This is a genomic window from Pseudomonas sp. PDM17 (assembly GCF_014851985.1).
Taxonomy (GTDB): Bacteria; Pseudomonadota; Gammaproteobacteria; order Pseudomonadales; family Pseudomonadaceae; genus Pseudomonas.
Genome location: NZ_JACVAT010000012.1, coordinates 1 through 21,439 on the forward strand (window position 1 = coordinate 1; position 21,439 = coordinate 21,439).

Annotated in this window: 24 protein-coding genes; 7 read left to right on the forward strand and 17 right to left on the reverse strand. The window is 67.8% G+C overall.

Going from position 1 to position 21,439, the window contains the following annotated elements; translation table 11 throughout:
• A partial coding sequence (locus IB256_RS29315) for an OprD family outer membrane porin (RefSeq protein WP_192404889.1) occupies positions 1-268 on the reverse strand: 268 nt, incomplete at its 3' end.
• A 193-nt stretch (positions 269-461) separates the two neighbouring features.
• On the opposite strand from IB256_RS29315, the gene IB256_RS29320 reads away from it, so the two are divergent.
• Entirely contained in the window at positions 462-752 is a 291-nt protein-coding gene (locus IB256_RS29320; protein WP_192294915.1) for a DUF6021 family protein, read from the forward strand.
• A 213-nt stretch (positions 753-965) separates the two neighbouring features.
• On the opposite strand, the gene phnX is transcribed toward IB256_RS29320, so the two are convergent.
• From phnX to phnD, 7 genes are all read right to left on the reverse strand, one after another.
• Entirely contained in the window at positions 966-1,793 is an 828-nt protein-coding gene (gene phnX, locus IB256_RS29325) for a phosphonoacetaldehyde hydrolase (protein WP_192404890.1), read from the reverse strand.
• A gap of 102 nt (positions 1,794-1,895) precedes the next feature.
• Complete coding sequence (locus IB256_RS29330) at positions 1,896-2,756, reverse strand: LysR substrate-binding domain-containing protein (RefSeq protein ID WP_151187626.1); 861 nt, start codon at positions 2,754-2,756, stop codon at positions 1,896-1,898.
• 56 nt (positions 2,757-2,812) lie between these two features.
• Complete coding sequence (locus IB256_RS29335; protein WP_081518509.1) at positions 2,813-4,108, reverse strand: MFS transporter; 1,296 nt, start codon at positions 4,106-4,108, stop codon at positions 2,813-2,815.
• A gap of 110 nt (positions 4,109-4,218) precedes the next feature.
• The gene (gene psrA, locus IB256_RS29340) at positions 4,219-5,307 is read right to left on the reverse strand and encodes an iron-containing alcohol dehydrogenase PsrA (RefSeq protein ID WP_192295080.1); all 1,089 of its coding nucleotides are present in this window, start codon (positions 5,305-5,307) and stop codon (positions 4,219-4,221) included.
• 225 nt (positions 5,308-5,532) lie between these two features.
• The gene (gene phnE / locus IB256_RS29345) at positions 5,533-6,351 is read right to left on the reverse strand and encodes a phosphonate ABC transporter, permease protein PhnE (protein WP_192404891.1); all 819 of its coding nucleotides are present in this window, start codon (positions 6,349-6,351) and stop codon (positions 5,533-5,535) included.
• Complete coding sequence (gene phnC, locus IB256_RS29350) at positions 6,348-7,148, reverse strand: phosphonate ABC transporter ATP-binding protein (protein WP_192404892.1); 801 nt, start codon at positions 7,146-7,148, stop codon at positions 6,348-6,350. Before phnC ends, phnE begins: the two co-directional genes overlap by 4 nt.
• Positions 7,145-8,017, reverse strand: coding sequence for a phosphonate ABC transporter substrate-binding protein (phnD, locus tag IB256_RS29355; protein ID WP_192404893.1), 873 nt, complete (start codon positions 8,015-8,017; stop codon positions 7,145-7,147). Before phnD ends, phnC begins: the two co-directional genes overlap by 4 nt.
• Positions 8,018-8,128: 111 nt before the next feature.
• On the opposite strand from phnD, the gene IB256_RS29360 reads away from it, so the two are divergent.
• The 4 genes from IB256_RS29360 (at position 8,129) to IB256_RS29375 (ending at position 11,633) form a co-directional block, all read left to right on the forward strand.
• Positions 8,129-8,986: a LysR substrate-binding domain-containing protein gene (locus IB256_RS29360; RefSeq protein WP_192294910.1), complete on the forward strand. Its 858-nt coding sequence runs from the start codon at positions 8,129-8,131 to the stop codon at positions 8,984-8,986.
• A gap of 86 nt (positions 8,987-9,072) precedes the next feature.
• A complete protein-coding gene (locus IB256_RS29365) occupies positions 9,073-10,200 on the forward strand; it encodes an MFS transporter (protein WP_192294909.1) in 1,128 nt (375 codons plus the stop codon).
• Between the two features lie 39 nt (positions 10,201-10,239).
• Positions 10,240-10,617, forward strand: a complete 378-nt coding sequence (locus tag IB256_RS29370) for a c-type cytochrome (RefSeq protein WP_192404894.1) — start codon at positions 10,240-10,242, stop codon at positions 10,615-10,617.
• A gap of 119 nt (positions 10,618-10,736) precedes the next feature.
• Positions 10,737-11,633 (forward strand): sterol desaturase family protein, encoded by an 897-nt coding sequence (locus IB256_RS29375; RefSeq protein ID WP_192404895.1) that lies wholly within the window; start codon positions 10,737-10,739, stop codon positions 11,631-11,633.
• Positions 11,634-11,869: 236 nt separating this feature from the next.
• On the opposite strand, the gene IB256_RS29380 is transcribed toward IB256_RS29375, so the two are convergent.
• Both IB256_RS29380 and IB256_RS29385 read right to left on the reverse strand, forming a co-directional pair.
• On the reverse strand, positions 11,870-12,553 hold the full coding sequence (locus IB256_RS29380; RefSeq protein ID WP_192404896.1) for a helix-turn-helix transcriptional regulator: 684 nt from the start codon (positions 12,551-12,553) through the stop codon (positions 11,870-11,872).
• Positions 12,550-13,440, reverse strand: a complete 891-nt coding sequence (locus IB256_RS29385; protein WP_192404897.1) for a LysR family transcriptional regulator — start codon at positions 13,438-13,440, stop codon at positions 12,550-12,552. Before IB256_RS29385 ends, IB256_RS29380 begins: the two co-directional genes overlap by 4 nt.
• Before the next feature lie 169 nt (positions 13,441-13,609).
• Here IB256_RS29385 and IB256_RS29390 point away from each other — a divergent pair, with 169 nt between their 5' ends.
• Entirely contained in the window at positions 13,610-14,599 is a 990-nt protein-coding gene (locus IB256_RS29390; protein WP_192404898.1) for a zinc-dependent alcohol dehydrogenase family protein, read from the forward strand.
• Here the strand turns inward: IB256_RS29390 and IB256_RS29395 are convergent.
• Genes IB256_RS29395 through IB256_RS29405 form a run of 3 tightly spaced genes read right to left on the reverse strand, consistent with a single transcriptional unit; the run spans position 14,589 to position 16,847 of the window.
• Positions 14,589-15,665, reverse strand: coding sequence for a flavin monoamine oxidase family protein (locus tag IB256_RS29395; protein ID WP_151187616.1), 1,077 nt, complete (start codon positions 15,663-15,665; stop codon positions 14,589-14,591). The two genes, IB256_RS29390 and IB256_RS29395, sit on opposite strands and share 11 nt — an antisense overlap.
• Positions 15,666-15,723: 58 nt before the next feature.
• Positions 15,724-16,059, reverse strand: a complete 336-nt coding sequence (locus IB256_RS29400; RefSeq protein WP_192404899.1) for a carboxymuconolactone decarboxylase family protein — start codon at positions 16,057-16,059, stop codon at positions 15,724-15,726.
• A gap of 14 nt (positions 16,060-16,073) precedes the next feature.
• A complete protein-coding gene (locus IB256_RS29405) occupies positions 16,074-16,847 on the reverse strand; it encodes an SDR family NAD(P)-dependent oxidoreductase (RefSeq protein ID WP_192404900.1) in 774 nt (257 codons plus the stop codon).
• A 179-nt stretch (positions 16,848-17,026) separates the two neighbouring features.
• Between IB256_RS29405 and gcvA the strand changes: the two genes are divergently transcribed.
• Complete coding sequence (gene gcvA / locus IB256_RS29410) at positions 17,027-17,959, forward strand: transcriptional regulator GcvA (RefSeq protein ID WP_192404901.1); 933 nt, start codon at positions 17,027-17,029, stop codon at positions 17,957-17,959.
• Here gcvA and IB256_RS29415 read toward each other — a convergent pair.
• The 4 genes from IB256_RS29415 to IB256_RS29430 form a co-directional block, all read right to left on the reverse strand.
• Positions 17,948-18,589, reverse strand: a complete 642-nt coding sequence (locus IB256_RS29415) for a cupin domain-containing protein (RefSeq protein ID WP_151187613.1) — start codon at positions 18,587-18,589, stop codon at positions 17,948-17,950. The two genes, gcvA and IB256_RS29415, sit on opposite strands and share 12 nt — an antisense overlap.
• Entirely contained in the window at positions 18,586-19,329 is a 744-nt protein-coding gene (locus IB256_RS29420) for an SDR family oxidoreductase (protein ID WP_192404902.1), read from the reverse strand. Before IB256_RS29420 ends, IB256_RS29415 begins: the two co-directional genes overlap by 4 nt.
• Positions 19,330-19,442: 113 nt before the next feature.
• Positions 19,443-20,393 (reverse strand): LysR family transcriptional regulator, encoded by a 951-nt coding sequence (locus IB256_RS29425; RefSeq protein ID WP_192404903.1) that lies wholly within the window; start codon positions 20,391-20,393, stop codon positions 19,443-19,445.
• Positions 20,394-20,442: 49 nt separating this feature from the next.
• Positions 20,443-21,417, reverse strand: a complete 975-nt coding sequence (locus IB256_RS29430; RefSeq protein ID WP_192404904.1) for a quinone oxidoreductase family protein — start codon at positions 21,415-21,417, stop codon at positions 20,443-20,445.
• Between the last annotated feature and the right edge of the window lie 22 nt (positions 21,418-21,439).

Sequence of the window (21,439 nt, forward strand, 5' to 3'; positions counted from 1 at the left end):
GGGCATCGACACCGAAGCCGACGGTGCCTTCGGTGTAGCCCGACTGCAGGTTGAGAATGAAGCCCTGCGCGGTTTCCTCGCGCTTGGAGGCACCCTGCGGGTTGGACGAGCTGCCGTCGCGGAAGTCGCGGTTGAAGTAGAAGGTGCGCGACTCCAGGCGCGCGCTGCTGTCCTCCAGGAAGTCGGCGCTGGCCGGGGCGGCGATGCCACCGAGCAGGGCGAGGGCGCTCAGGCGGGCGAGCGGGCTGGAGGAGAGGGGCGAGGGCATGCGGTGACTCCGGGGGCGCTAAAAAAGCGCGCGAAGGTGTCACAGATGGGCGGTCGGGTCTTTGCGACCATGGTCTAGATCGGGGTTTTCGCCTGGGCGAATCCACCGGCGGTACCGTCGGACAATCGGCTGAAACCTTCGGCGCAGTCCCGCGTCCACCGTCATGCCATTACCCGAACCGCTGGAGGTGAACATGAAAGGCCACGGTGAAATCACAGAGCGCCCGGGCGTTGCCCCTGAACGCTGGCCGGACAGGTCCAGCCCCGGGGACAAGCGCGGGCTGCCCGGCTACCCGCAGCGCCAGGTGCCCCTGGGTGGTTCGCGGCATATTGATCCGGAGCTGGGTTTCGACCCGGATTCGCCGGACCTCGCCGACCCGCAGATCGACCCGCCGCATCCGCCCCACGTTCCCCACGACGGCCCGGACCCGCAGCGCCAGCGGCGCGTGCCGGGGGACAAATATCCGCCGTATTCGGGGCACTAGAGCAACGGCAACGGCCCCTCACCCCCACGCCGTAGCTCCCTTGAAAGCACTTGTGGGATGGGTGGAGCGCAGCGATACCCATGCTGATGGCGTGTGGGTGTGATGGGTATCGCTGCGCTCCACGCCATCCTACGTCGAGTTCAGCCGGCGATTAATCAGCGGGCCGGTGTTCGCCGGGCAGTCAATTGCCGGATGGGATCAACTGGCGAGTGCTCAGCAGGCCTGCGGCATATCACCCCGCGCCAGGCGTGCATCGATGTCGGCAAGCACCGCTGGCAGTTCGGCGATGGTGTCGATCAGGTAGTGCGGGCGCGAGCCTTCGAACATCTGGCCGATGCGGCGACGTTCCTGCTCCAGCTTCTCCGCCGGCAGCGCCTTGTACTGCTCATAGGTCAGCCCCAGGGCGTTGCCCGAGCAAGTCAGCGCCACGGTCCACATGCCGGCACTGCGGCCTTCGAGGATGCCCGGCCAGGTGTCATCGACCTTCACGCAGGCCGCCACGTCGTTGATGCCCAGGGCAATCACGTTGGCCAGCGCCTGTGCCGGGTGCGGGCGGCCGTTGGGCACTTCATCGGTAGCGACCACGTGGTCGGCGACGTAGCCGTTGGTCTTCGCCAGGGCAACGACCTTCTCCATCACCACCGCCGGGTAGCCGGAGCAGGAGCCGATCTTCAGCCCTTGCTTGCGCAGTGCGGCGATGGCGTCCAGAGCGCCGGGAATCAGCGCCGAGTGCTCGGCGATCTTCTCGATCTGCAGCGGCATAAAGCGCTCGTAGATGGCGGTGACGTCATCGTCGCTCGGTACGCGGCCGAACTTGGCCTTGTAACGTTCGGCGATGGCCGGAATGTCGCACAGGGTGCGGATGTGGTCCCACTTGCCCATGCCCATCGGGCCGCGGGCCTCTTCCAGGCTGACCTGGACGCCGAACTCGGCGAAGGCCTCGACGAAGATCTGCGTCGGTGCAAAGGAGCCGAAGTCGACCACGGTGCCGGCCCAGTCGAGGATGACGGCTTGCAGTTGCTTGGGTTGCTGGTAGTGCATGGTGATGCTCCTGTGAGGGGATTACTTGTGAAGTCGAAGGTGAGCGCAGCCCGCCCGGCGTGGTGGCAGGCTCGCGGTTTCAGGGTTGGTCCGGGTTGAAGGTCAGGCCGTGGAGTCGAACAGCTCGGCGATGATCGGTCGCTTGCGGCGGATGCCCAGGCAGCACAGGTAGTAGCTGATGTGGAACGGGTCCTCGGCGAAGGCGATGGAGCGCGTGCCCGGCCGGTCGGCGTACTCCACCGCCGAGACGAAGCCCACGCCGATGCCGTGTACCACCGCATGCACGATGGCCTCGCGGCTGTTCAGCTGCATCGCGCAGTCCAGTTCCACGCCGTGCTGGCGACAGCCTTCCTCCACCAGCTGGCGGGTACGCGAGGCCGGCTCGCGCAGTACCACACGCTCCTTGGCGATCTCCTGCACGCTGACCGATTCCTGCCGTGCCCAGGGGTGGTCGTCGCGTACCACGGCGAGGATCGGGCAGGTGCGGTACAGCTGGGTACTCAGGCGCTGGTCGAACTCGGAGAGGGCGAGGATCGCCACGTCGATGTCGAAGTTGTACAGCCGCTCCAGGGTGCCGGCCTCGCTGGTGAAGGAAGTCTCCAGTTCGATGTCCGGGTAACGCTGCATCAGCGAGTAGGTCAGGCTCATGGCGATCGGCGGCGACACCGCGCCGAGGCGCAGCATGCCCTGCTTGCGCTGTTGGAAGCTCTGCAGCAGTTGCAAGGCTTCGTCCTCCTGGCCGAACAGGCCCTGGGTGATCGCGTAGAGTTGCTGTCCGGCCGGGCTCAGCTCGATGAAGCGGCCGCGGCGGTGGAACAGCTCCACGGAAAAGCGCTTCTCCAGCCCGCTGACCTGCTCGCTGATGGTCGGCTGGCCGACGCTCAGCAGCGCCGCGGCCTGGGTGAAGCTGCCGGTGCGGGCCACGGCATGAAAGGAGCGCAACCACTTGTGGTACTGGTACATGGCTTCTCTTTTTATCGGGGGCGTCTGGCATCGGGGCTTGCCACATGGCCGTGCCCTCAGCGCCGGACGAACAGGGCGACCACCGCACTGCACACGCAGGCCGTGGTGACCACGATGAAGATCAGTGAAGTATTGCCGGTCGTGTCCAGCATGCGACCGATCAGGGGTTCGGCCAGACCCGCAAAGAGGTAGGAGGAGAAGTTCATGATCCCGGTGGCGGTACCGGCGCGGCGCGCGCCGACCAGGTCCGGGCAGAGCGCCCAGAAGCTCGACGCCGGGCCGTAGACGAAGAAGCCGCAGAGGAACAGCGCGAGCAGGCCGACGCCGCTGTGTGCCGGCAGGCTCCACATCCACAGGCTGGTGAGGGCGCCCAGCACCATGTAGAGCATGATCGCGCGGTAGCGCTTGCTGCCGAACAGGCGGTCGGATACCCAGCCGTTGCTCAGCGCGCCCACGGCCATGCCGACGGGCAGGGCGATGGTGATCCATTTCGGGTCGATGAAGCTCTGGCCCTTCTGCCAGTCGGCGCCGAGGAAGTGCACCGGCACCCAGACGATCAGCCCGTAGCGCGCGGCGTTCTGGAAGCCCAGCGACAGCGCCGCCACCAGCAGGCGCGGGTTCTTCAGCACGGCGAGGTAGCGTTGCGTCGAGGTCTCTTCCTCGCCGTGGGCGGCTTCGCTGGCGCGGTCCTCGGCGTTGGCCACGCCGGTGTCGGCCAGCGGTTCGAAGCCCATGTCCTGTGGGCGTTCGCGGGCCACCAGGTAGAACACGATGCCGCCAGCGAGCATCAGCAGCACCGGCAGGCGGAAGATCCAGCGCCACTCCAGGTGCATCACGTCGATCACTATCACCGAGGTGACGTAGGACAGCACCGACGCGCAGCCGGCGGCGAACACATAGAAGCCGTAGACCTTGCCGCGCTCAGCGGCGCTCCACCAGTTCGACAGGAGGCGGCTGCCCGGCGCCCAGCCCAAGGCCTGGAAGTAGCCGTTGATGCCCCAAGGCAGCACCAGGCTGACGAAGCCGCCGGCGAAGCTGGTGACCCAGTTGGCCCCGCAGGACAGCGCTGCGCCGAGGCTCATGATGCGCCGGCCGCCGAACTTGTCGGCGAGATTGCCGTTGATGGCCTGGCCGATGGCGTACATCCACAGCATGGCGCTGGAGGCCCAGCCGAGGGTTTCCTTGCTCAGGCCGAACTCGGCCTGGATGCCGGGGATGGCGAAGCCGAAGGTCTGGCGGCCGGTGTAGAAGAACAGGTAGCAGAACATCGCGGCCAGCAGCATGCGCCACTGGGCGAGGCGAAACGGGGTGACGGCGGAGACTGGCCCAGACAGGGTTTGTGCACGGTTCATGGTGTTTTCCTTCTTGTTCGCTCGCGCCGGCTGGAAGCTCGGCGTGTCGGCACTCTTATTCGGTGCAACAGGAAAAGGCGGCCGCCAGGGCCGCCCGGTGAGGAGCGGCGTCAGGCGGCCTGGGAGCCGATGAAGTTGCGGCCGCGGGCACCCTGCATGGCAAAGTCGATCATCGCTTCGGCTTCGGCGGCAGTCACGCCGTAGTCGCCGAACTCGGTCTTGACCCCGAGGCGATGGAGGAATTCACGCAGGCGCTTCTGCGCGCCGGCAAGGTCGTGGCCGAACACCCGCTGCAGGGTGCGGTCGCGGTCGGCGTCGCGGCCCCAGGCCAGGCCCAGCACCAGCGGCAAGGTGAAGGAGCAGGCGATGCCGTGGGGCAGGCCGTGGCGCAGGGTCATCTCATAGGAGATGGAGTGGGCGAGCGCGGTCTTGGTGTTGGAGAAGGCCATGCCGGCCTTCAGCGCGGCCAGGGCCATGCGCGAGCGCAGTTCGCGGTTGGAAAGGTCCTGTTGCAGGCGTGGCAGGCAGTCGAGGATGTCCTCGATGGCGGAGAGGGCGAAGGTGTCGGAGATGGGGTTGGCGTTGTGGTTCCAGATCGATTCCAGCGCGTGGGACAGCGCGTCCAGCCCGGTGGAAACCGTCACCCCGGCGGGCACGCTGAGCATCAGGTCCGGGTCGATCAGCGCGACCTTGGGCCAGGTGCAGTCCAGGTGCAGGGAATACTTCTTCTGCTGCTGCGCGTCCCAGATGGTCGCCCAGGGCGTGACTTCGCTGCCGGTGCCGGCGGTGGTCGGCGCGGCGATCAGTGTCTTGCTGCGCGCCGGAGTGAAGGGCTTGCCGGCGGCCAGCAGATCGAGCAGTTCGTCGAAGTGCCCGGATGCGGTGCCGACGATCAGAGCCTTGGCGGTGTCGATGGCGCTGCCGCCGCCGAGGGCGAAGACGGTGCTGCAGTCGGCTGCTTCACGCCAGAAGCGCTCGTGCACATCGCGCAGCCAGGCGACGTCGGGGTTGGGCTGCACGTTGTCGATGACGTAGGCGAGGCGGTCGCCGAGCAGGTTGCGAACACGGTCGATCAGCCCCAGCTGCGCAGCTTCGGGGAAGGTCACCAGGGCGACCTTGCCTTCGCACAACTCGGCGATGTGGTCCAGGCTGCCGCCGCCGAAAACGGTGGCGACCGGATTATGGAATCGGGCAGGCATGGGCAGTTCCTTGTTGTTGTTTGAACGTGCGGCCATGCTCGGGGCCTCTTCGGTTTCGTTCCAATCGATTGATCGCAGGTGGGCATCGGCCAGACCGATAACGGCGGGTGCGGGCATTTGTGCAAACTCCGGGCGTGCGCCTGCCCGGCGCGCGCCCTCCAGGCTGAAATAGCAGGCGCACGCGGCAGGGGGTTGGGGCGGAAGGGAGAGGCAGGTGCCGGGCGGTCAGTGCCGCCCTTTACCCTGGATGGCGTGGCGCAGGCGGTTCGAGAGCAGGTCGGCAAGCACCACCATGACGGTGATGACGACGATGCAGGTGGCGGTCTCCTGGTATTTGAACAGCTTCAGGCTGCTGACCAACTCGAAGCCCAGGCCGCCGGCGCCGACCATGCCGAGCACGGTGGCCGAGCGCAGGTTGACCTCGAAGCGGTAGAGCACCACCGCGATCCACGCGGTGATCACCTGCGGCAGCACGCCGAAGACGATCACCTGCAACGGCCGCGCACCGGTGGCCTGCAGCGCCTCGATGGGGCCCTGGTCGATCTCCTCGATGCTCTCGGCGAAGAACTTGCCGAGCATGCCCACGCCGTGCAGTGCCAGGGCCAGCACGCCGGGGAAGGGCCCCAGGCCCACGGCGGAGACGAACACCAGGGCGAGGATCAGTTCGTTGATGCTGCGGATGACGTTGAGCAGCTGGCGCGTGGCGAGGTACAGCCAGCGGTTGCCGTGCAGGTTGCGTGCGGCGAGAAAGCCCAGCGGCACGGCGAGCACGATGCCCAGCAGGGTGCCCCAGAGGGCGATCTGCAGGGTCTCCAGCGCCGGGCCCCAGAGGCTCGGCAGGATGCTCAGGTCCGGCGGCAGCGAACGGCTGAGGAAGTCGCCGATCTGCGGCAGGCCGCTGGCCAGTTCGCTCCAGCTCAGCTGCGCGCCTTCGGCGCTCCAGTGCAGCAGGTAGAGCACCGCCAGCACGGCGGCGCCGGTGGTCAGCCAACCGCGCTTGGTGTGCGGGGATTCGACCATCCAGTGGTGGCTGCGCAGGTTCATGCTCCGGCTCCTGTTTCGCTGGCGTAGACCGCGCGGGCGGCGGTCTGGTAGGCAGTTGCCTCGCTGCTCGGACGTTGCTGGTAGATGCGCCGCAGGGCGTCGTCATCCAGTTGTTCGCGGCTGCCGTCGAACACCAGACGGCCGTTGGCGAGGCCGACGATGCGGTCGCCGAACTCCCGCGCCAGGTCCACCTGGTGCAGGTTGCACACCACGGTGATGCCTAGCTTGCGGGTGGCCTCGCGCAGGTAGTGCATGACCAGTTGCGCAGTCTTCGGGTCGAGGCTGGCCACCGGTTCGTCGGCGAGGATCACCTGCGGCCGCTGGGCCAGCGCACGGGCGATGCCCACGCGCTGCATCTGTCCGCCGGAGAGGGAATCGGTGCGCGCTTCCGCCTTGTGCTCCAGCTCCACCCGGCGCAGGCATTCGCGGGCCAGGGCGACGTCGTCGCGGCTGAACAGCTGCAGCACCGAGGCGAGGGTGCCGACGCAGCCCAGGCGCCCGGTGAGCACGTTCTTCAGCACCGACAGGCGCGGCACTACGTTGTGGTGCTGGAAGATCATCGCCACCCGCCGCCGCAGCTCTCGGGTATCGCGCGCCTGCATGGCGTCGACGCCGGCCACCTGCAATTCGCCGCCGTCGGCCTGGGCCAGGCGGTTCATGCAGCGCAGCAGGGTGGACTTGCCGGCGCCGGACTGGCCGAGGATCACCACGAACTCGCCGGCCTCGATGCGCAGGTCGATCCCGCGCAAAACCGGGTTGTCGCCGTAGCCCTTGGTCAGTTGGGCGACGCGGATCATTTCAGGCTCCGCAGGTCGAGGTCGAGCACCTTGGCGGTGTCGCGCACGACGTTGTAGGCGGCGTCGTTGGTGGGCTGGAAGCCATTGAGCTGGCCCTGGTCGCCCCACGGCACGTCCTTGATCGAGGCGAACGCGGCGACCAGTTTCTTCTGCAGTTCCGGGTCGAGGTTCTTGCGCCAGACCATGGGCGATTCGGGGATGTCGTCGGACTTCCACACCACCTGTATGTCGTCCTGCTTGACCTGCCCCGAGCTGATGGCGCCGGCGAGGATGCGGTCGGCCACGGCGGCGGCGTCCACCTTGCGGTTCGCCACGGCGAGGATGCTGGCGTCGTGGGAACCGGAGAAGATCACCCGCGAGAACAGCGCCTTCGGGTCATGGCCGGACTGCTCCAGGCCAGCCTTGGGGAACAGGTGGCCGGAGGCGGAACTGGGGTCGACGAAGGCGAAGGTGTGGCCCTTGAGGTCGTCGAGGCTGCGGATGCCGCTGTCCTGACGGGCGATGATCAGGCTGTGGTAAGCGCTGGTGCCGGTCTTCTTGGTCACCGCCACGGCGAAGGCGTCGGCACCGGCGACCTGATGCGCCAGCACGTAGGAGAACGGGCCGAGGTAGGCGACGTCGAGCTTGCCGGCGCGCAGCGCTTCGATCACGCCGTTGTAGTCGGTGGCCACGAAGGGCTTCACCGGCATCCCCAGGCGTTCCTGCAACTGGTCGAGCACCAGCTGGCTGCTCTTGATCATGGCCTGGGAGTCCTCGGAGGGAATCAGGCCGACGGTGAGGGCGTCCTGCGCCTGGGCGGTCGGCAGCAGGGCGGAGGCGAAGGCGAGCTGCAGCACGGCGAAGCGGAACAGTCTGGTCAGCGAAGTCATGGCGTTACCCGGAGGTTGTGTTCGGTAGCGCCAAAGCTAGGGCTGTCATGTGACAGTCACGCCATCAAATCAATATGGGTTAAAGCACTAATCCATTGATAGGAGCTATGGATGTCCACCGCCCGCCTGCGCACCTTCCTCGCCGTGGCCCGCCACGCCAGCTTCAGCGCCGGGGCCAGGGCCATCGGCCTCAGCCAGCCGACCGCGACCACGCAGATCCAGGGCCTGGAGCGCGAGTTCAACGTGGAGCTGTTCCACCGCCGTGGTCGGCGCATCGAGCTGACCGCCGTGGGCCGCGCGCTGCTGCCCATCGCCCAGCAGATGTCGATGCTCGAATCCGAGGCGACCAACCTGCTGCGCGATTCCGGCCAGCTCAACCGCGGGCAGCTGAAGGTCGGCGCGGTGGGGCCGTTCCATGTGATCGAGATGGTCGACCTGTACCGCCGCGACTACCCGCAGATCGACGTGTCGATCCGCATCGGCAACTCGGCCTCGGTGCTGGCCGACCTGGAAAACTATGTCACCGACGTCGGTGTGCTCGCCGGGCTGCATGACGATCCGGCGTTCGTCGCGCAGTTGTATGCGCGCCATCCGGTGATCCTCTTCGCCCACATCGACCACCCGTTCGCGCGTAACCACGAGGTGCGCCTGCAAGCCTTGCAGGGCCAGCCGCTGCTGCGCCGCGAGCAGGGCTCGACTACCCGCGTGGCGCTGGAGCGCGAGCTGGACAAGGCCGACGTGACGCCGCGCATCGCCATGGAGATCGGCAGCCGCGAAGCCCTGCGGGAGGCGGCGATCCGTGGCATCGGCATTGGTGTGGTGTCCGAGGCGGAGTACATCGCCGACCCGCGGCTGAAGGCCATCCGCATCAGTGGCGACCCGGTGTGTACCGAGACCTACCTGTACTACCTCGCCGAGCGCCGCAGCAGCCAGGTGATCGCCTCCTTCCTGCGCTCGCTCGCGCAATAGCACAGCTGCCGGCGCCGGCGTAAGGCTTGTCCTGCGGGGCGGGGCGCGGGTTATCCTGCGGCCCCCGTCGTTGTCACGAGGCTGTCATGTCGTCCGCTTCCGCGCCTGCCCTGCAGCGAGCCGACCGAGATTCGCGCAACTCCGCCCAGGTACTCAGCCTGTGCCTGCCCAGCGACGTGCTGCTGTACCTGCTGCTGCCGATGTACGCTGCCGATTTCGGTGTGACCCTGGTGGAGGCGGGCATCCTGCTGGCGGCCAACCGGCTGGTGCGCATCGTCGGCTATGGCTGGGTGGTGCGCTTCTACGGCCGCTACGGCGACCGCGCCGCGTGCAGCCTTGCGGCCTTCGCGGCGGCGGCCTGTGCGCTGGGCAACGCGACCCTGTCCGGCTTCGCCGCGCTGCTGGTCCTTAGGCTGGTCTGGGGCCTGTGCTTCGCCACGTTCAACCTCAGTACCCAGACCCTCGCCACCGCTGAAGCACAGGGCGCTGCACGCCGCGCCGGGCGCTCGCGGGCGACCCTCTCCATCGGGCCGATGCTGTTCCTCCCGCTGGGCGCGGTGATGGCCCAGTCGCTGGGCCCGCGCAGTATCTTCTTCGTCCTCTGCGTCAGCGCCCTGTGCGGCCTCTGGCGTGCCCGCGCGCTGCCCGACAGGGGGCACGACATCCCTTCCAATAGCGGCCGCCGCCTGCGCCTGCCGGACAGCATCGCCACCTGGTCCTTCATCGAAGGCGTGACCCTCGACGGCCTGTTCATCTTCGGCCTGTCGCTCTACGCGCAGACTCACCTGGGCGGCACCGGCGTGCTGGTGGCCGGTGTGCTGATGGCGGTGCGGTATCTCAGCGAGATGCTCTTCAGCCCCTTCGGCGGGCGCCTGGCCGATCGCTTCGGCGCACTGCGCATGCTGGTCGTGCTGTCGCTGGCCACCTCGCTGGCGCTGCTGATGTTCGGCAGCTACTGGCTGTTCGTCGGTGCCTTCTTCGTGCTGGTGCTGCGCGCGTTGCAGCTGCCACTGGTGGTCACGCTGGTGGCGCAGCGCAACCCGCAGGCGCGTATCCAGGCGCTGGCGGGCAACGCGGTGTGGCGCGATATCGGTGCGGGGCTCGGGCCGATCCTGGCCGGCGTGCTGCTGCCGCAGGTGCCGGCGCTCTGGGCCTACGCGGGTGCGGCTGCGATACTGGCGCTCAGCGCGCTGGGCTGTGCCTGGCGACGTTGATTGAATCAGGATGGATTGGCACGGCAAGGAAGCAGGAAAGTGAAAGCATTATTCATCGGTCTGACCGGGATTCTGTCGCTCGCGCAGTCAGCGCCAGCCCTCGCGGACAACCTCAACGGCAAGAACCTCTTCACCCAGCGCTGCGCGGTCTGCCACGGTGCAGACATCAAAGCGACCGGGCCGCTGGCCCGCAAGAGCAACCCGCCCACGCCCGATCTCACGACGCCCGCGTTCAAGAAGCGGCTGAGTGACTATCCGGGCGTCATCGTGTCTTCGGTGGTGTTGCGCCCCAACGGCAGCCTGATCCCCCGGACCCTGCGCGAGAACGGTGTGAAGCTGCCGCCGCACGCCTGGAACATCGATGACCTGCGCGATCTGAACCAGTACATGGTCGCGGTGATTTCCAAGAGTCGCTGAGGCTGCCCGTGGGGCACGGAAATCCGCGCGCGGTGTCGGCGCCGAATGCGCGGATTGTTCAAGCGCGGCTTGTGGCTCGGCGGGAACACTGGCGGCTCCCACCGTACTGGAGCTGCCTCATGCGATACCTCTATGCCCCTGCATTCTTCTTCGGCTTCATCGGCCTGGCCCTGTACCTGGTCGGTGAAGGCGTCTCGCTGCTGTGCCTGCCGGCGCTGTTGCCGCTGGCGATCCTGCTGGCCTTTCTCGCCGAGCGATTCTGGCCCTATCGCGCAGGCTGGAACGAGAGTCGCGGCGACGGCGCCCGCGATCTCATCCACGCGCTGGTCAACGAGACGTTGAATGCGCTGGGCATTGCGGCGATTCCGTTGATGGCCCTGTGGTTACCGCACTTCGAACTGTGGCCAACGGATTGGCCACTGGTGCTGCAATTGCTGGCGGCGCTGCTGATCGCCGACCTCGGCATCACCCTGGTGCACTACGCCAGCCACCGTTCGCCGCTATTGTGGCGCCTGCATGCGGTGCACCACAGCGTCACGCGCATGTATGGCTTCAACGGGCTGATGAAGCATCCGCTGCACCAGATGCTGGAAGCCCTCGGCGGCACGCTGCCGCTGCTGTTGCTGGGTATTCCCGTGGAGGTCGCGGCGCTGCTGGCGTTCGCCATCGCTATCCAGCTGTTGCTGCAGCACAGCAATGTGGCCATGCGCATCGGCGCGCTGCGCCACCTGTTTGCCTGGGCGCCGCTGCATCGCCTGCACCACTTGAAATACGGCACGGCAGGGGACGTGAATTTCGCGCTGTTCTTCAGCTTCTGGGATCGCCTGCTGGGCACTGCGTTGCATCTGCCTGACTACGCGCTGGCGGAGGATGACCTGGGGATCGGCGACCGCCCTGACTACCCAATGGCGTACTTCGATCAGCTGGCCGAGCCGTTTCGCCGCGTGGCGCTGGCGCATCCGTCGGCGCCGTTGCCGGCGGAGCTGCGGCGTGCGGGAGTGGGTGGGCGTGGATAGCCCGGCTCGCGGAAAAGGTCCGCTTCAACCAGAGACTCCTGCGCTCGGATCGGCCCTCACCCTAACCCTCTCCCAAGGGGAGAGGGGACTGTGCGGTGCAGGATGAAACCACAGCGTCAGCCGGCACCATCTGCTCCCTCTCCCTTTGGGAGAGGGCTGGGGTGAGGGGAAAACGCAAACACCGATCTATCCGGGGAAAGGCAATTGGTCCTACCAATCCGCACAGGCGGTCGGGCTTAGCTGAGCAAGCGCAGCTTCAGCTGGCGCAATGTCAGGTCGGCGCGAATCCCGAACTGGCTGCGCACGCTACGGGAGAAGTGCGCGGAATCGGCGAAGCCCGCGGTGACGGCAGCAGTGGTCAGGCTGTCGCCGGCCATGGCCAGCCGCAGTGCCTGGCGCAGCCGTTGCCAGAGCACCAGCCGGCGCACCGACAGGCCCAGCGTGCCGCTGAACAGCCGTTCCAGCTGGCTCAGCGAGAGTGAGGCTGCCTCGGCCAGCGCCTGGGCGGGCAGGGCGCCGTCGTCCAGCGTGCGGATGCGTTGCAGGGCTTTCTTCAGGCGTGGGTCGAGCTGTCGGCGCGGCAGTTCGCGCAGGCCTGATGTGAGCCCCTGCAGGTCGGGCCCGGCCTGCCGGCAAAGCTGCTCCAGATCGGCCAGCCCGAACGCCAGCGGCTCGGCGAACAGGGTGACGGCGCGCTGGTCGCTGTCGAGGATCGCGTGGCGCTGGTTGGAGGCGATCACCAGCAGCGCAGCCTGCTGCGGCTGCTCGTCGATCAGCGCGTTCACTTCACCTTCGCAGGCCATCAGCAACTGGTGCGCGTAGTGGGCGTGGGGGCGCGCATGGCCTGTGGTGCCGGCCACGAGGCAGAAGTCCGCGCCCAGCCAGAGCTCGCCCTGCCAGGCCTGCTCACGAGCGCTCATGCGCTACGACCGAAAGCGGCGATGGCGAAGTCGAGGAAGCTGCGCAGCTTGGGTGTGAGGCGCCTGTCCGGGGCGTAGAGGATGTGCATCGGCGAGGTCGGCACGCTGTATTGCGGCAGCAGCTGCACCAGCGTGCCACTGCGCAACGCGTCACCGACCAGCTCCTGGGGTTGCTGCACCACGCCCAGCCCGGCCACCGCCGCTGCCAGCAGCGGGTCACCCTGATTGATCGTCAAACGGCTTGTAATCGGCACCTCGATGCGTCCGTCCGGCCCATCGAAGGTCCAGCTGGAGCGGCCATCGGAAAAGGCGAAGCCCAGGCATTCGTGCTGGCTCAGGTCCTCGGGAGTGCGGATCGCCGGGCGCCGTGCGAGGTACGCCGGCGCGGCGCACAGCACGAGCCGGTAGGGCGCCAGTGGCACGGCCTTGAGGCGGCTGTCGGCCAGTTCGCCGATGCGGAAAACCACGTCGTAGCCGTCGTTGACCAGGTCCACCAGGTCGTTGGAGAGCGTCAGGTCCACCGCCACTTGCGGGTAACGCACCATGTACTCGAGCAGGCGTGGCGACAGGACGCGCATGCCGAAGGTCACCGGCGCGTTGATCCGCAGCCGCCCGCTGGGTGTGCCACGGGTGACGGCGGCGAGGCTTTCCGCCGCCTCCATGTCCGCCAGGATCAGTTTGGCGCGCTGGTAGAAGGCCCGGCCGAAGTCGGTGAGGCTCTGCCGCCGCGTGGTTCGGTTGAGCAGGGACAGGCCCAGGTGCTGCTCGAGCATCTTCACCTGCTTGCCCACCAGTTGCGACGACATCTGCAGCTCTTCGGCCACCGCGCTGAAGGAGCCCAGCTCCACTGCCCTGACGAAGATGGCCATCTGTTCGAGACGGTCCATTGCAAACCCTGTGTTTCAAGTGTCTGGCCATCCTAGGCCTTTATCCGAGCCCAGCCAACGCCTAGATTTTCCCCCTGTCGCGAACGGTCGAGCACTGCTGCCGCGACTTTCTACACTCCCATTCCGGCCTGCGCTTTCACGCTGGCCCCAGCTCTGAAGAGAGGTTTCCATGGCCCGCATTGTCAGAATCCACCAATACGGTGACGCCAGCGTCCTGAAGCTGGAGGCGGTGGACGTGCCCGCCCCGGCAGCGGACGAGGTGCAGATCGCGGTCAAGGCCATCGGCCTGAACCGCGCCGAAGTGATGTTCCGCAACCACGCCTACCTGCAGGAAGCCGAGTTCCCCAGTCGCCTGGGCTACGAGGCGGCCGGTGTGGTGAGTGCGGTGGGCAGCTCCGTGAAGGCGGTCGCGGTGGGCGATGCAGTGAGCCTGATCCCGCCGCTGGATATCGCCCGCTGGGGCACCTACGGAGAAGTGGCCAACGTGCCGGCGCACCTGGTGGTGAAGCATCCGCAGAACCTCAGTTTCGAACAGGCCGCGGCGTCCTGGATGCAGTACGTCACTGCCTGGGGCGCGCTGGTGGAGCAGGCGAAGCTGGCCCGGGGCGAGTTCGTGCTGGTCACGGCGGCATCCAGCAGCGTCGGTCTCGCAGCGTTCCAGATCGCCCGCATGGTCGGCGCCACCTCGATTGCCGTGACCCGCACCCAGGCCAAGAAGCAGGCATTGCTGGAAGCTGGCGCCAGTCATGTGATCGTCAGTGACGACGAGGACATCGTCGAGCAGGTGATGGCGCTGACCGGAGGGCAGGGCGCGCGCGTGGTGTTCGACCCGATCGGCGGCCCCGGCTTCGAGGTGCTCACCCAGGCCATGGCGCGGGGCGGCATCCTCCTCGAGTACGGCGCGCTGAGCCCGGAACCGACGCCTTTCCCGCTGTTCACCGTGCTGGGCAAGAGCCTGACGCTGAAGGGCTACCTCTACGCCGAGATCGTTGCCGACCCGGCGGCGCTGGAGCGCGCCAAAGCGTTCATCGTCAAGGGACTGGAGTCCGGCGCGCTGAGCCCGGTGATCGCGCGGACCTTCACGCTGGACGAGATCCAGGACGCGCATCGCTTCCTCGAAGCCAACCAGCAGGTGGGCAAGATCGTCGTCACGGTCTGAGGCGTTCATCCGACGGCAGTGCCTGGACGGCGCGCTCGACAGCCAGCAGCGCGCCTTCCATGTAGCCGGCCTGCTCGCCACCGGCTTCGCTGCCGATCAGGCGCAGGCGATGCTGTGAATGCCTGTCCAGCAGGCCGGTCAGGTCCTGCAGACCGTGCCAGCGTGGCGCAATCTGGTCGTCCTCGGTGGCAGTCAGTGGCTCCTGCGCCCAGTCCTGCAGGCTTTCGTCGATGGGGTGCGCAGCCGCTTCGCCGAACAGCCGGACCAGCTGCGCACGGCAGGCCGCCATGAGCGCCGGGCCATCCAGCGCCCGGCGCTGTGCGGCGCTCGGTCCAAGGAAGCCGAACAGCGCGGCGCCACCCGCGTGGCCGGCGTCATGTACCTCCGCGAGCGGGCCGGTGCCGCTGAAGGCGTCGCCGGAGAGCCCCGACTCACGCCAGAACGGCCGCGCATAGCGGGCCACGTACTTGGCGTGGGAGGCCATCCAGGTCGGTACTTCGACGAGCCTCTTCACCACGTCGGCCGGCAACGCCGGGGTAAAATGCAGGCGGGCCGCCAGGCGCGGCGGAATGGCGAGCCAGACGGCGCGGAAACCTTCCCGCACGGGGCCGGAGCAGGCAAGGCTCAGGCGCGCGCCGCTGTTCTCGAGCACGATCTGTTGCAGTTCGCTGTGCAGGAAAAGCCGTTGCGCGGGCAAGCGCTCGGCCAACGCCTGAACCAGGCGGCCGGTGCCGCCTTCGATGCGCAGCGAGAGGTTCCCGGAGGTGTAGCCCGGTCGGCGTTGCACCTGGGTACCCCAGCGCTCGATCAGCGCATCGCCGTCTTCATATTGCGCAAACGTTTCCAGCCCCAGCTCGCTTGCGAGATCTTGCAGGCGTGGCTGGCAATCCGGCCAGAACCAGGTCGGGCCAAGGTCGATGCCGCCAGCCGGCGTTGACAGGATGCGCCCGCCAAGGCGCGGGCGCGCCTCGAACAGCTCCCAGTCGATACCCAGCCGTTGCAGGCGATAGGCCGCGTACAGGCCGGCCAGCCCGCCACCGACAATGGCGATCTTGCGTGAGGACATCAGGGCTCTCCGCTCGGGTCGATTCGCAACCGGGGCGCCATCTGGCGCCCCGGCTCGTTCAGGATTTGTCGAACGCCGCCACGGCGTCGAACACCCGTGCCGTGTAGGTCAGAGCGGCGCCGGCGTTCAGCGCGATGGCCACACCCAGTGCTTCGGCGATTTCCTCGCGGGTTGCGCCGTGCTTGAGCGCCGCCTGTACGTGGGTGGCGATGCAGCCATCGCAGCGGGTGGTGATGGCCACCGACAGGGCGATCAGCTCATGCACCTTGGGCTCCAGGTGCGTGGCTGGCAAGTTGCCCAGGGTGTTCAGGCCGCGCATGGCCGCCGGGGCCAGGCCGGCGAACTCGCCGACGCGTTCGATCAGGCTGGTGAAGTAGTCGTTCCAGTTCATCATGTTCTGTTCTCCTTTCATTGACGTCCGGCGGTCACGCCGCCATCCACCGGCAGCACGATGCCGGTAATCCACGAGGCCTCATCGGAGGCGAGGAACAGGATCGCCGCCGCCACGTCGCCCGGCTGGCCGTTGCGGCCCAGCGGGTGGAAGGCGTTGAAGGTCGGCAGCACCTGCCTGACCTGCTCGGCGTCCATGAAGCTGCCGTAGACAGGGGTCTCCACTACGGCAGGGGCCACGGTGTTGATGCGGATGTTCGAGCCGGCCAGTTCGATGGCCAGGTTACGGGTCAGCGCATGCACGCCGGCATTGGCGGCGGAGTAGGCCGCCGACGGCGTGGCGCCGATGGCCTGGATGGCCCACAGCGAGCCGGTTTGCACGATGGCGCCGCCGCCGCGCTGGAGCATGGCTTTGGCCGCTGCCTGGGCCATGAAGAACTTGCCCTTGAGGATGGTATCGAGGAAGGCGTCGTACTCCTGCGGGCTGACCTCCAGGAACGGCTTGGGCGTGAAGATGCCGGCGTTGTTGATGAGGACGTCGACGCCGCCGAATTCGCGTTGCGCCAGGTCGACCAGCGCCTGGGCGGTGGCCGGGTCGGCGATGCTGCCGGCGAGGGTGCGCACACGCTGGCCGCTGGGGTCGATCTCGCGGGCCGCTGTATTGAGCTTGACGCCGTCGCGGCCGCCGATGACGACGCTGGCGCCGGCCTCGACCAGTCGCCGCGCGACTTCCTTGCCGATGCCCGAGCCGCCGCCGGTGATGATGGCAACCTTGTTAGAAAAACTATTCATGGTGGGAGTCCTCGTTGTGTCAGGGAGGAAAGCTGCTGTTGATCGCCGGAGCCTGTCTGGGGATGCCGTATCTGCTATCTTTCAGGCTTCAAGTGGCTCCGGCCTGGTGCGCATTGTCGAACCGGGCCGGGGCGGCAACAACGCAGAAGTTCTTCGCTGGCGGAATAGAAAAACTATCCATGACCACACCGGCCTACCTGAATGCACTGCGCGCCTTCGATGCGGCGGCGCGGCACCAGAGCTTTTCCGCTGCGGCGGCGGAGCTGAACGTCACCCCGGCCGCGGTCGGCCAGCAGGTACGCAATCTCGAGTCGTGGTTGGGCATTGCCTTGTTCGCCCGGGCGAGCAGCGGCAGTGCGCGACTGGTGCTGACCGATGCGGCACGCGCGGCGCTGCCGGATATTCGCGAAGGCTTCGAACGGTTGACGGTGGGGCTAGCGCGGCTGAAGGACGCCGGTGTGCACGCCGGGCTGACCATCACCGTCAGCCCGGCTTTTGCCGCCAAGTGGCTGTTGCCGCGCATCGAGCGCTTCCAGCAGGCCTATCCGGACCTGGATGTGCTGCTGGACACCAATGCGCGTTCGGTGGACTTCCAGGCCGAGCGAATCGATGTCGGCGTGCGCTATGGCGGCGGAAAATGGCCCGGTCTGACGGCGGTGCGGCTGATGGACGAGGTGATGTTCCCGGTGTGCTCGCCGGACTTCGCACAGCTCATGGGCGGAACGCTCTCTGCCGCGGCGCTGGAGGGCAGCACGCTGATCCATGACCTGTCGATGGCCAACGAGCCGGATTACCCGACCTGGCGCATGTGGCTGGATGCGTCGGGCTACCCGCAGATCAAGGCGAACCACGGGCTGCGCATCAACAACTCGGCGGCGGTGCTGCAGGCGGCGATGGAAGGGCAGGGACTGGCGCTGGCACGCAGCGTGATGGTACGCGACGACCTGGCGGCGGGCCGGCTGATCCGCCCCTTCGCCGACAAGGGCCTGGATTGCCCGTTGACCCAGGCCTACTACGTGGTCTATCGCCCGGAGTGCGGCGAGCTGCCCAAGGTACGGGCATTCCGCGACTGGGTGCTTGGCGAGGCCGGGGCGTTGGCGTCAGAAGCCTAGGTCGGGCGCCGCGTCCTTCACCCACAGGCAGGCGCCCCGGTTGCCCGCCACGCCGGCCAGCTCCATGCCGGGAGGCAGGCGCATCCAGCTCAGGGGATGCAGCCGCAGCTCGCTGAGCGTCATCCAGCCCTGCAGGACCAGTACTTCCAGCCCACGTGGATTGGCGTGTCGCCAGTGGCCACCGGGTTCGATGACCTGCAGCCAGACCCGCTCATCGTCACTTTCGAACAGCGGCTGGCCATGGCCTGGTAGCGTCGGCACGACGACCTGTTCGTGGTCATGGTCGGGGAATTGCCGCAAGCGGACGAAGATTACACAGCCCTCGGTCGAGCCCGGCGAGTGCCGGCTGCCGGGCGGGTTACGCACATAGGTGCCGCCCGGGTAGCGGCCGTGCTCGTCCTCGAAGGTCCCTTGCAGCACGAGGAATTCCTCGCCGCCAGGATGGCCGTGGCCAGGGAAGCGGCTGCCCGGTGCGTATCGCACCAGACTGGTGGCACGGGCACGCTCGCCGCCCACGCGATAGAGCGGCAGCCGCTCCACGCCGGGCTGCGGAGAGGCGATCCAGGGCTGGGCGGCGCCGTGGCGGATCGCCCGTTGCGACAGGTCGTCGTGGAGGCGTTCGGGAATCACAGCTCGGCCCTGCCGCCATCGACGAGGATTTCCGCGCCGAGCATGTAACTGGAGGCATCGCTGGCGAGGAACAGCACCGCGGCGGCGATTTCCTCGGGGCGCCCCATGCGTCCGATTGGCGCCTGGCGGCCGACACGCTCGGCGTATGCGCGGAAGTCCTCTTCGGTCTGCCCCGGACTGCGGTGGATTGGCGTTTCGATGGCGCCGGGGCTGACCGCGTTGACGCGGATCTGCCGCTCCAGCAGTTCCGCCGACAGTGTGCGGGCCAGCGAGCGCACCGCTGCCTTGGATGCCGACAGCAGGGCGCGGCCGGGCGTGCCCACCTGGTTGAGCCAGGAGGTATTGAGGATGATCGAGCCGCCGTTGCGCAGGATCGGCTCCACGGCTTGCACGGAGAAGAACAGGCCCTTCAGGTTGATGTCCATCAGGCCGTCGTACTGCTCTTCGGTGGTGCTCGCCAACGGCGTCCCGTAGGCGACGCCGGCGTTGGCGAAGAAGATGTCCAGGGCGCCGAAGGCATTGCGGACTTCGCCGGCCATCTCCTGCAACTGCTCGCGCGAGCGCACGTCGCAGGCCAGGGTAAGCAGGTCGGCACCGAGCTCCTTGCGGGCGGCGGCCAGCCTTGCGGTGTCGCGTCCGGTGATGGCGACGCGGGCGCCGTTGTCGAGGAGCAGGCGGGCCGTAGCGAGGCCGATGCCGGAACTGCCGCCGGTGATGAGGGCTGTCTTGCCTTTGAGCATGGAAATCTCCTGTCGAGTGGGGCAACCGGTGCGAGTCCGGCGCAGGAACCATGATCGACAGGGGCGGGCAGGGCCGCGACCGATTAAATCTTCGCGCCCGGCAAAGAAAAGCTTTATCGCGGGGGCGAGGGCTGGGTGTCCGGCCCGATCTCCCATGGCGCACCGTCGGCGAACTGCGCCTCGATCCATGCCTTGAACACTTCGCTGGTGGCCGAGCTGTAGCGCGCCGAAGGGCGCACGAAGTAGATGCCGGCGGCGGCGTCCAGTTGCCAGTCTGGCAGCACCCGCACCAGGCGACCGGCGTCGAGGTCGTGCTTCATCAGCCATTCGCCGCCAGCGAGGATGCCTACGCCCAGGCGCGCCGCCGAGAGCAGGGCCTCGTTGTCGTTGCTGTGCAGGTTGCCGCTGACGCGGACGGTCTGCTGCCGGTTGCCGTTGGCCAGCTTCCAGTCCGGCCAGGAGTGCAGGCCGGTGAAGCCCAGGCAGTTGTGGGCGGCGAGCTCAGCCGGCGCTCGCGGGGTGCCGTGGCGCTCCAGATAGTCGGGTGCTGCGCAGAGGATGCGCCGCAGGTCGCAGAGCCGGCGGGCCAGCAGTCGGCTGTCGGCCAGCTCGCCGATGCGGATGGCGGCGTCGAAGCCTTCGGCGATGAGGTCGACGAAGCGCTCCGAGTACTCCACTTCCAGTGTCACCTGCGGGTGCTTGAGGACGAAACGGGAGAGGATCGGGCTCAGCCACAGCCGGCCCATGGCGGCCGGCACGGCGAGTTTCAGGCGGCCCTGGACCTGCGCCGCGCTGCGGGTGGCCTGGTCCTGGGCTTCGGCGATCAGGCTGGCGGCCTGGCGCAGGCGTTCCACCAGGCGCTGGCCTTCGTCGGTGAAGCGCAGCTGGCGGGTGGTGCGCTCCACCAGCCGCACGCCCAGGCGTTGCTCCAGCGCGCCGAGGCGTTTGGACAGCACCGATGGGTGGCGTTGCAGGGCGCGGCCGGCGGCGGCAAAGGAGCCGTGCTCGGCAAGCGCCAGGAGGGTGGCGAGTTCGTCGGCCTGGCGACTATCGAACAGATCCATAGGGCTCCCGATTCGGCGAATCCACCAGGGCGGCTGCTCGCGGTGGTGGTCATGGCGTGAGCACGAGGGCCCCTTCGGAGCGGCCTTCGTGCAGGTCGGCGTGGGCCCGGGCGACTTCCGCCAGCGGGTAACGACGCCACACACGAGGCTGGATGATACCGTCCGCGACGGCTTGCAGGACGTCGTTTGCACGCTGCTGGTATTCCTCGGCAGAGGCGGTGTGCGCGGCGAGCGAGGGGCGGGTGAGGAACAGCGAGCCCTTGGCGTTCAGCGTGGCGACTTCCACGGCCGGCGGCGCGCCGGAGGCCATGCCGAAGCTCACCAGCAGGCCGCGCGGGCGCAGGCAGTCCAGCGAGGCTTCGAAAGTGGCGCGGCCAATGGGGTCGTAGACCACGTCGACCTTGTGCCCGTCGGTGATCTCGCGGACCTGATCGGCGAGCGTCGCGGCATCGAACACCAGCACTTCATTGCAGCCGGCGGCGCGGGCGCGTTCGACGCTCTGCGGCTTCGACACCACACCGGTGACGAAGGCGCCCAGGTGGCTGGCCCAGGGCACCATCAGTTGCCCCAGCGCGCCGGCGGCGCCATAGATCAGGACGCGGGAGCCGGGGCCGACCGGCCAGGTGGACTTGAGCAGGTATTGCGCGGTAATGCCCTTGAACAGCACGGCGGCGGCGTCCTCGAAGCTGACGCAGTCCGGCAGCTTCACCAGGCGCTCCGCCGGGTACAGGCGGGCGCTGGCATAGGCGCCCAGCGGCCCGGTGGCGTAGGCGACGCGGTCGCCGACCTGCACGTTGGTCACACCTTCGCCGAGGGTGGCCACGGTACCTGCGCCTTCCAGGCCGAGCGTGGAGGGCAGCGGCACCTTCACCGCGCCGGAGCGCTGGCTCAGGTCCAGCGGGTTGACGCCAATGGCGGCCTGTTCCAGCCAGACTTCGCCGGGACCGGGTTGTTGCACCTTGGACTGTTCGAGTTGGAGGACTTCCGGGCCGCCGAAGGCTTGCAGTGATACGCGGGTGGGCATGGTGTTCCCCTGACTGGTGATG

Coding starts and splice junctions, on each gene's coding strand:
- IB256_RS29320 (WP_192294915.1), top strand. CDS start 462: ATGAAAGGCCACGGTGAAATCACAGAGCGCCCGGGCGTTGCCCCTGAA.
- IB256_RS29365 (WP_192294909.1), top strand. CDS start 9,073: ATGTCGTCCGCTTCCGCGCCTGCCCTGCAGCGAGCCGACCGAGATTCG.
- phnD (WP_192404893.1), bottom strand. CDS start 8,017: ATGACTTCGCTGACCAGACTGTTCCGCTTCGCCGTGCTGCAGCTCGCC.
- IB256_RS29425 (WP_192404903.1), bottom strand. CDS start 20,393: ATGGATCTGTTCGATAGTCGCCAGGCCGACGAACTCGCCACCCTCCTG.
- IB256_RS29390 (WP_192404898.1), top strand. CDS start 13,610: ATGGCCCGCATTGTCAGAATCCACCAATACGGTGACGCCAGCGTCCTG.
- IB256_RS29380 (WP_192404896.1), bottom strand. CDS start 12,553: ATGAGCGCTCGTGAGCAGGCCTGGCAGGGCGAGCTCTGGCTGGGCGCG.
- IB256_RS29335 (WP_081518509.1), bottom strand. CDS start 4,108: ATGAACCGTGCACAAACCCTGTCTGGGCCAGTCTCCGCCGTCACCCCG.
- IB256_RS29395 (WP_151187616.1), bottom strand. CDS start 15,665: ATGTCCTCACGCAAGATCGCCATTGTCGGTGGCGGGCTGGCCGGCCTG.
- IB256_RS29385 (WP_192404897.1), bottom strand. CDS start 13,440: ATGGACCGTCTCGAACAGATGGCCATCTTCGTCAGGGCAGTGGAGCTG.
- gcvA (WP_192404901.1), top strand. CDS start 17,027: ATGACCACACCGGCCTACCTGAATGCACTGCGCGCCTTCGATGCGGCG.
- IB256_RS29375 (WP_192404895.1), top strand. CDS start 10,737: ATGCGATACCTCTATGCCCCTGCATTCTTCTTCGGCTTCATCGGCCTG.
- IB256_RS29360 (WP_192294910.1), top strand. CDS start 8,129: ATGTCCACCGCCCGCCTGCGCACCTTCCTCGCCGTGGCCCGCCACGCC.
- phnC (WP_192404892.1), bottom strand. CDS start 7,148: ATGATCCGCGTCGCCCAACTGACCAAGGGCTACGGCGACAACCCGGTT.
- IB256_RS29330 (WP_151187626.1), bottom strand. CDS start 2,756: ATGTACCAGTACCACAAGTGGTTGCGCTCCTTTCATGCCGTGGCCCGC.
- IB256_RS29420 (WP_192404902.1), bottom strand. CDS start 19,329: ATGCTCAAAGGCAAGACAGCCCTCATCACCGGCGGCAGTTCCGGCATC.
- psrA (WP_192295080.1), bottom strand. CDS start 5,307: ATGCCTGCCCGATTCCATAATCCGGTCGCCACCGTTTTCGGCGGCGGC.
- IB256_RS29400 (WP_192404899.1), bottom strand. CDS start 16,059: ATGATGAACTGGAACGACTACTTCACCAGCCTGATCGAACGCGTCGGC.
- IB256_RS29405 (WP_192404900.1), bottom strand. CDS start 16,847: ATGAATAGTTTTTCTAACAAGGTTGCCATCATCACCGGCGGCGGCTCG.
- phnE (WP_192404891.1), bottom strand. CDS start 6,351: ATGAACCTGCGCAGCCACCACTGGATGGTCGAATCCCCGCACACCAAG.
- phnX (WP_192404890.1), bottom strand. CDS start 1,793: ATGCACTACCAGCAACCCAAGCAACTGCAAGCCGTCATCCTCGACTGG.
- IB256_RS29430 (WP_192404904.1), bottom strand. CDS start 21,417: ATGCCCACCCGCGTATCACTGCAAGCCTTCGGCGGCCCGGAAGTCCTC.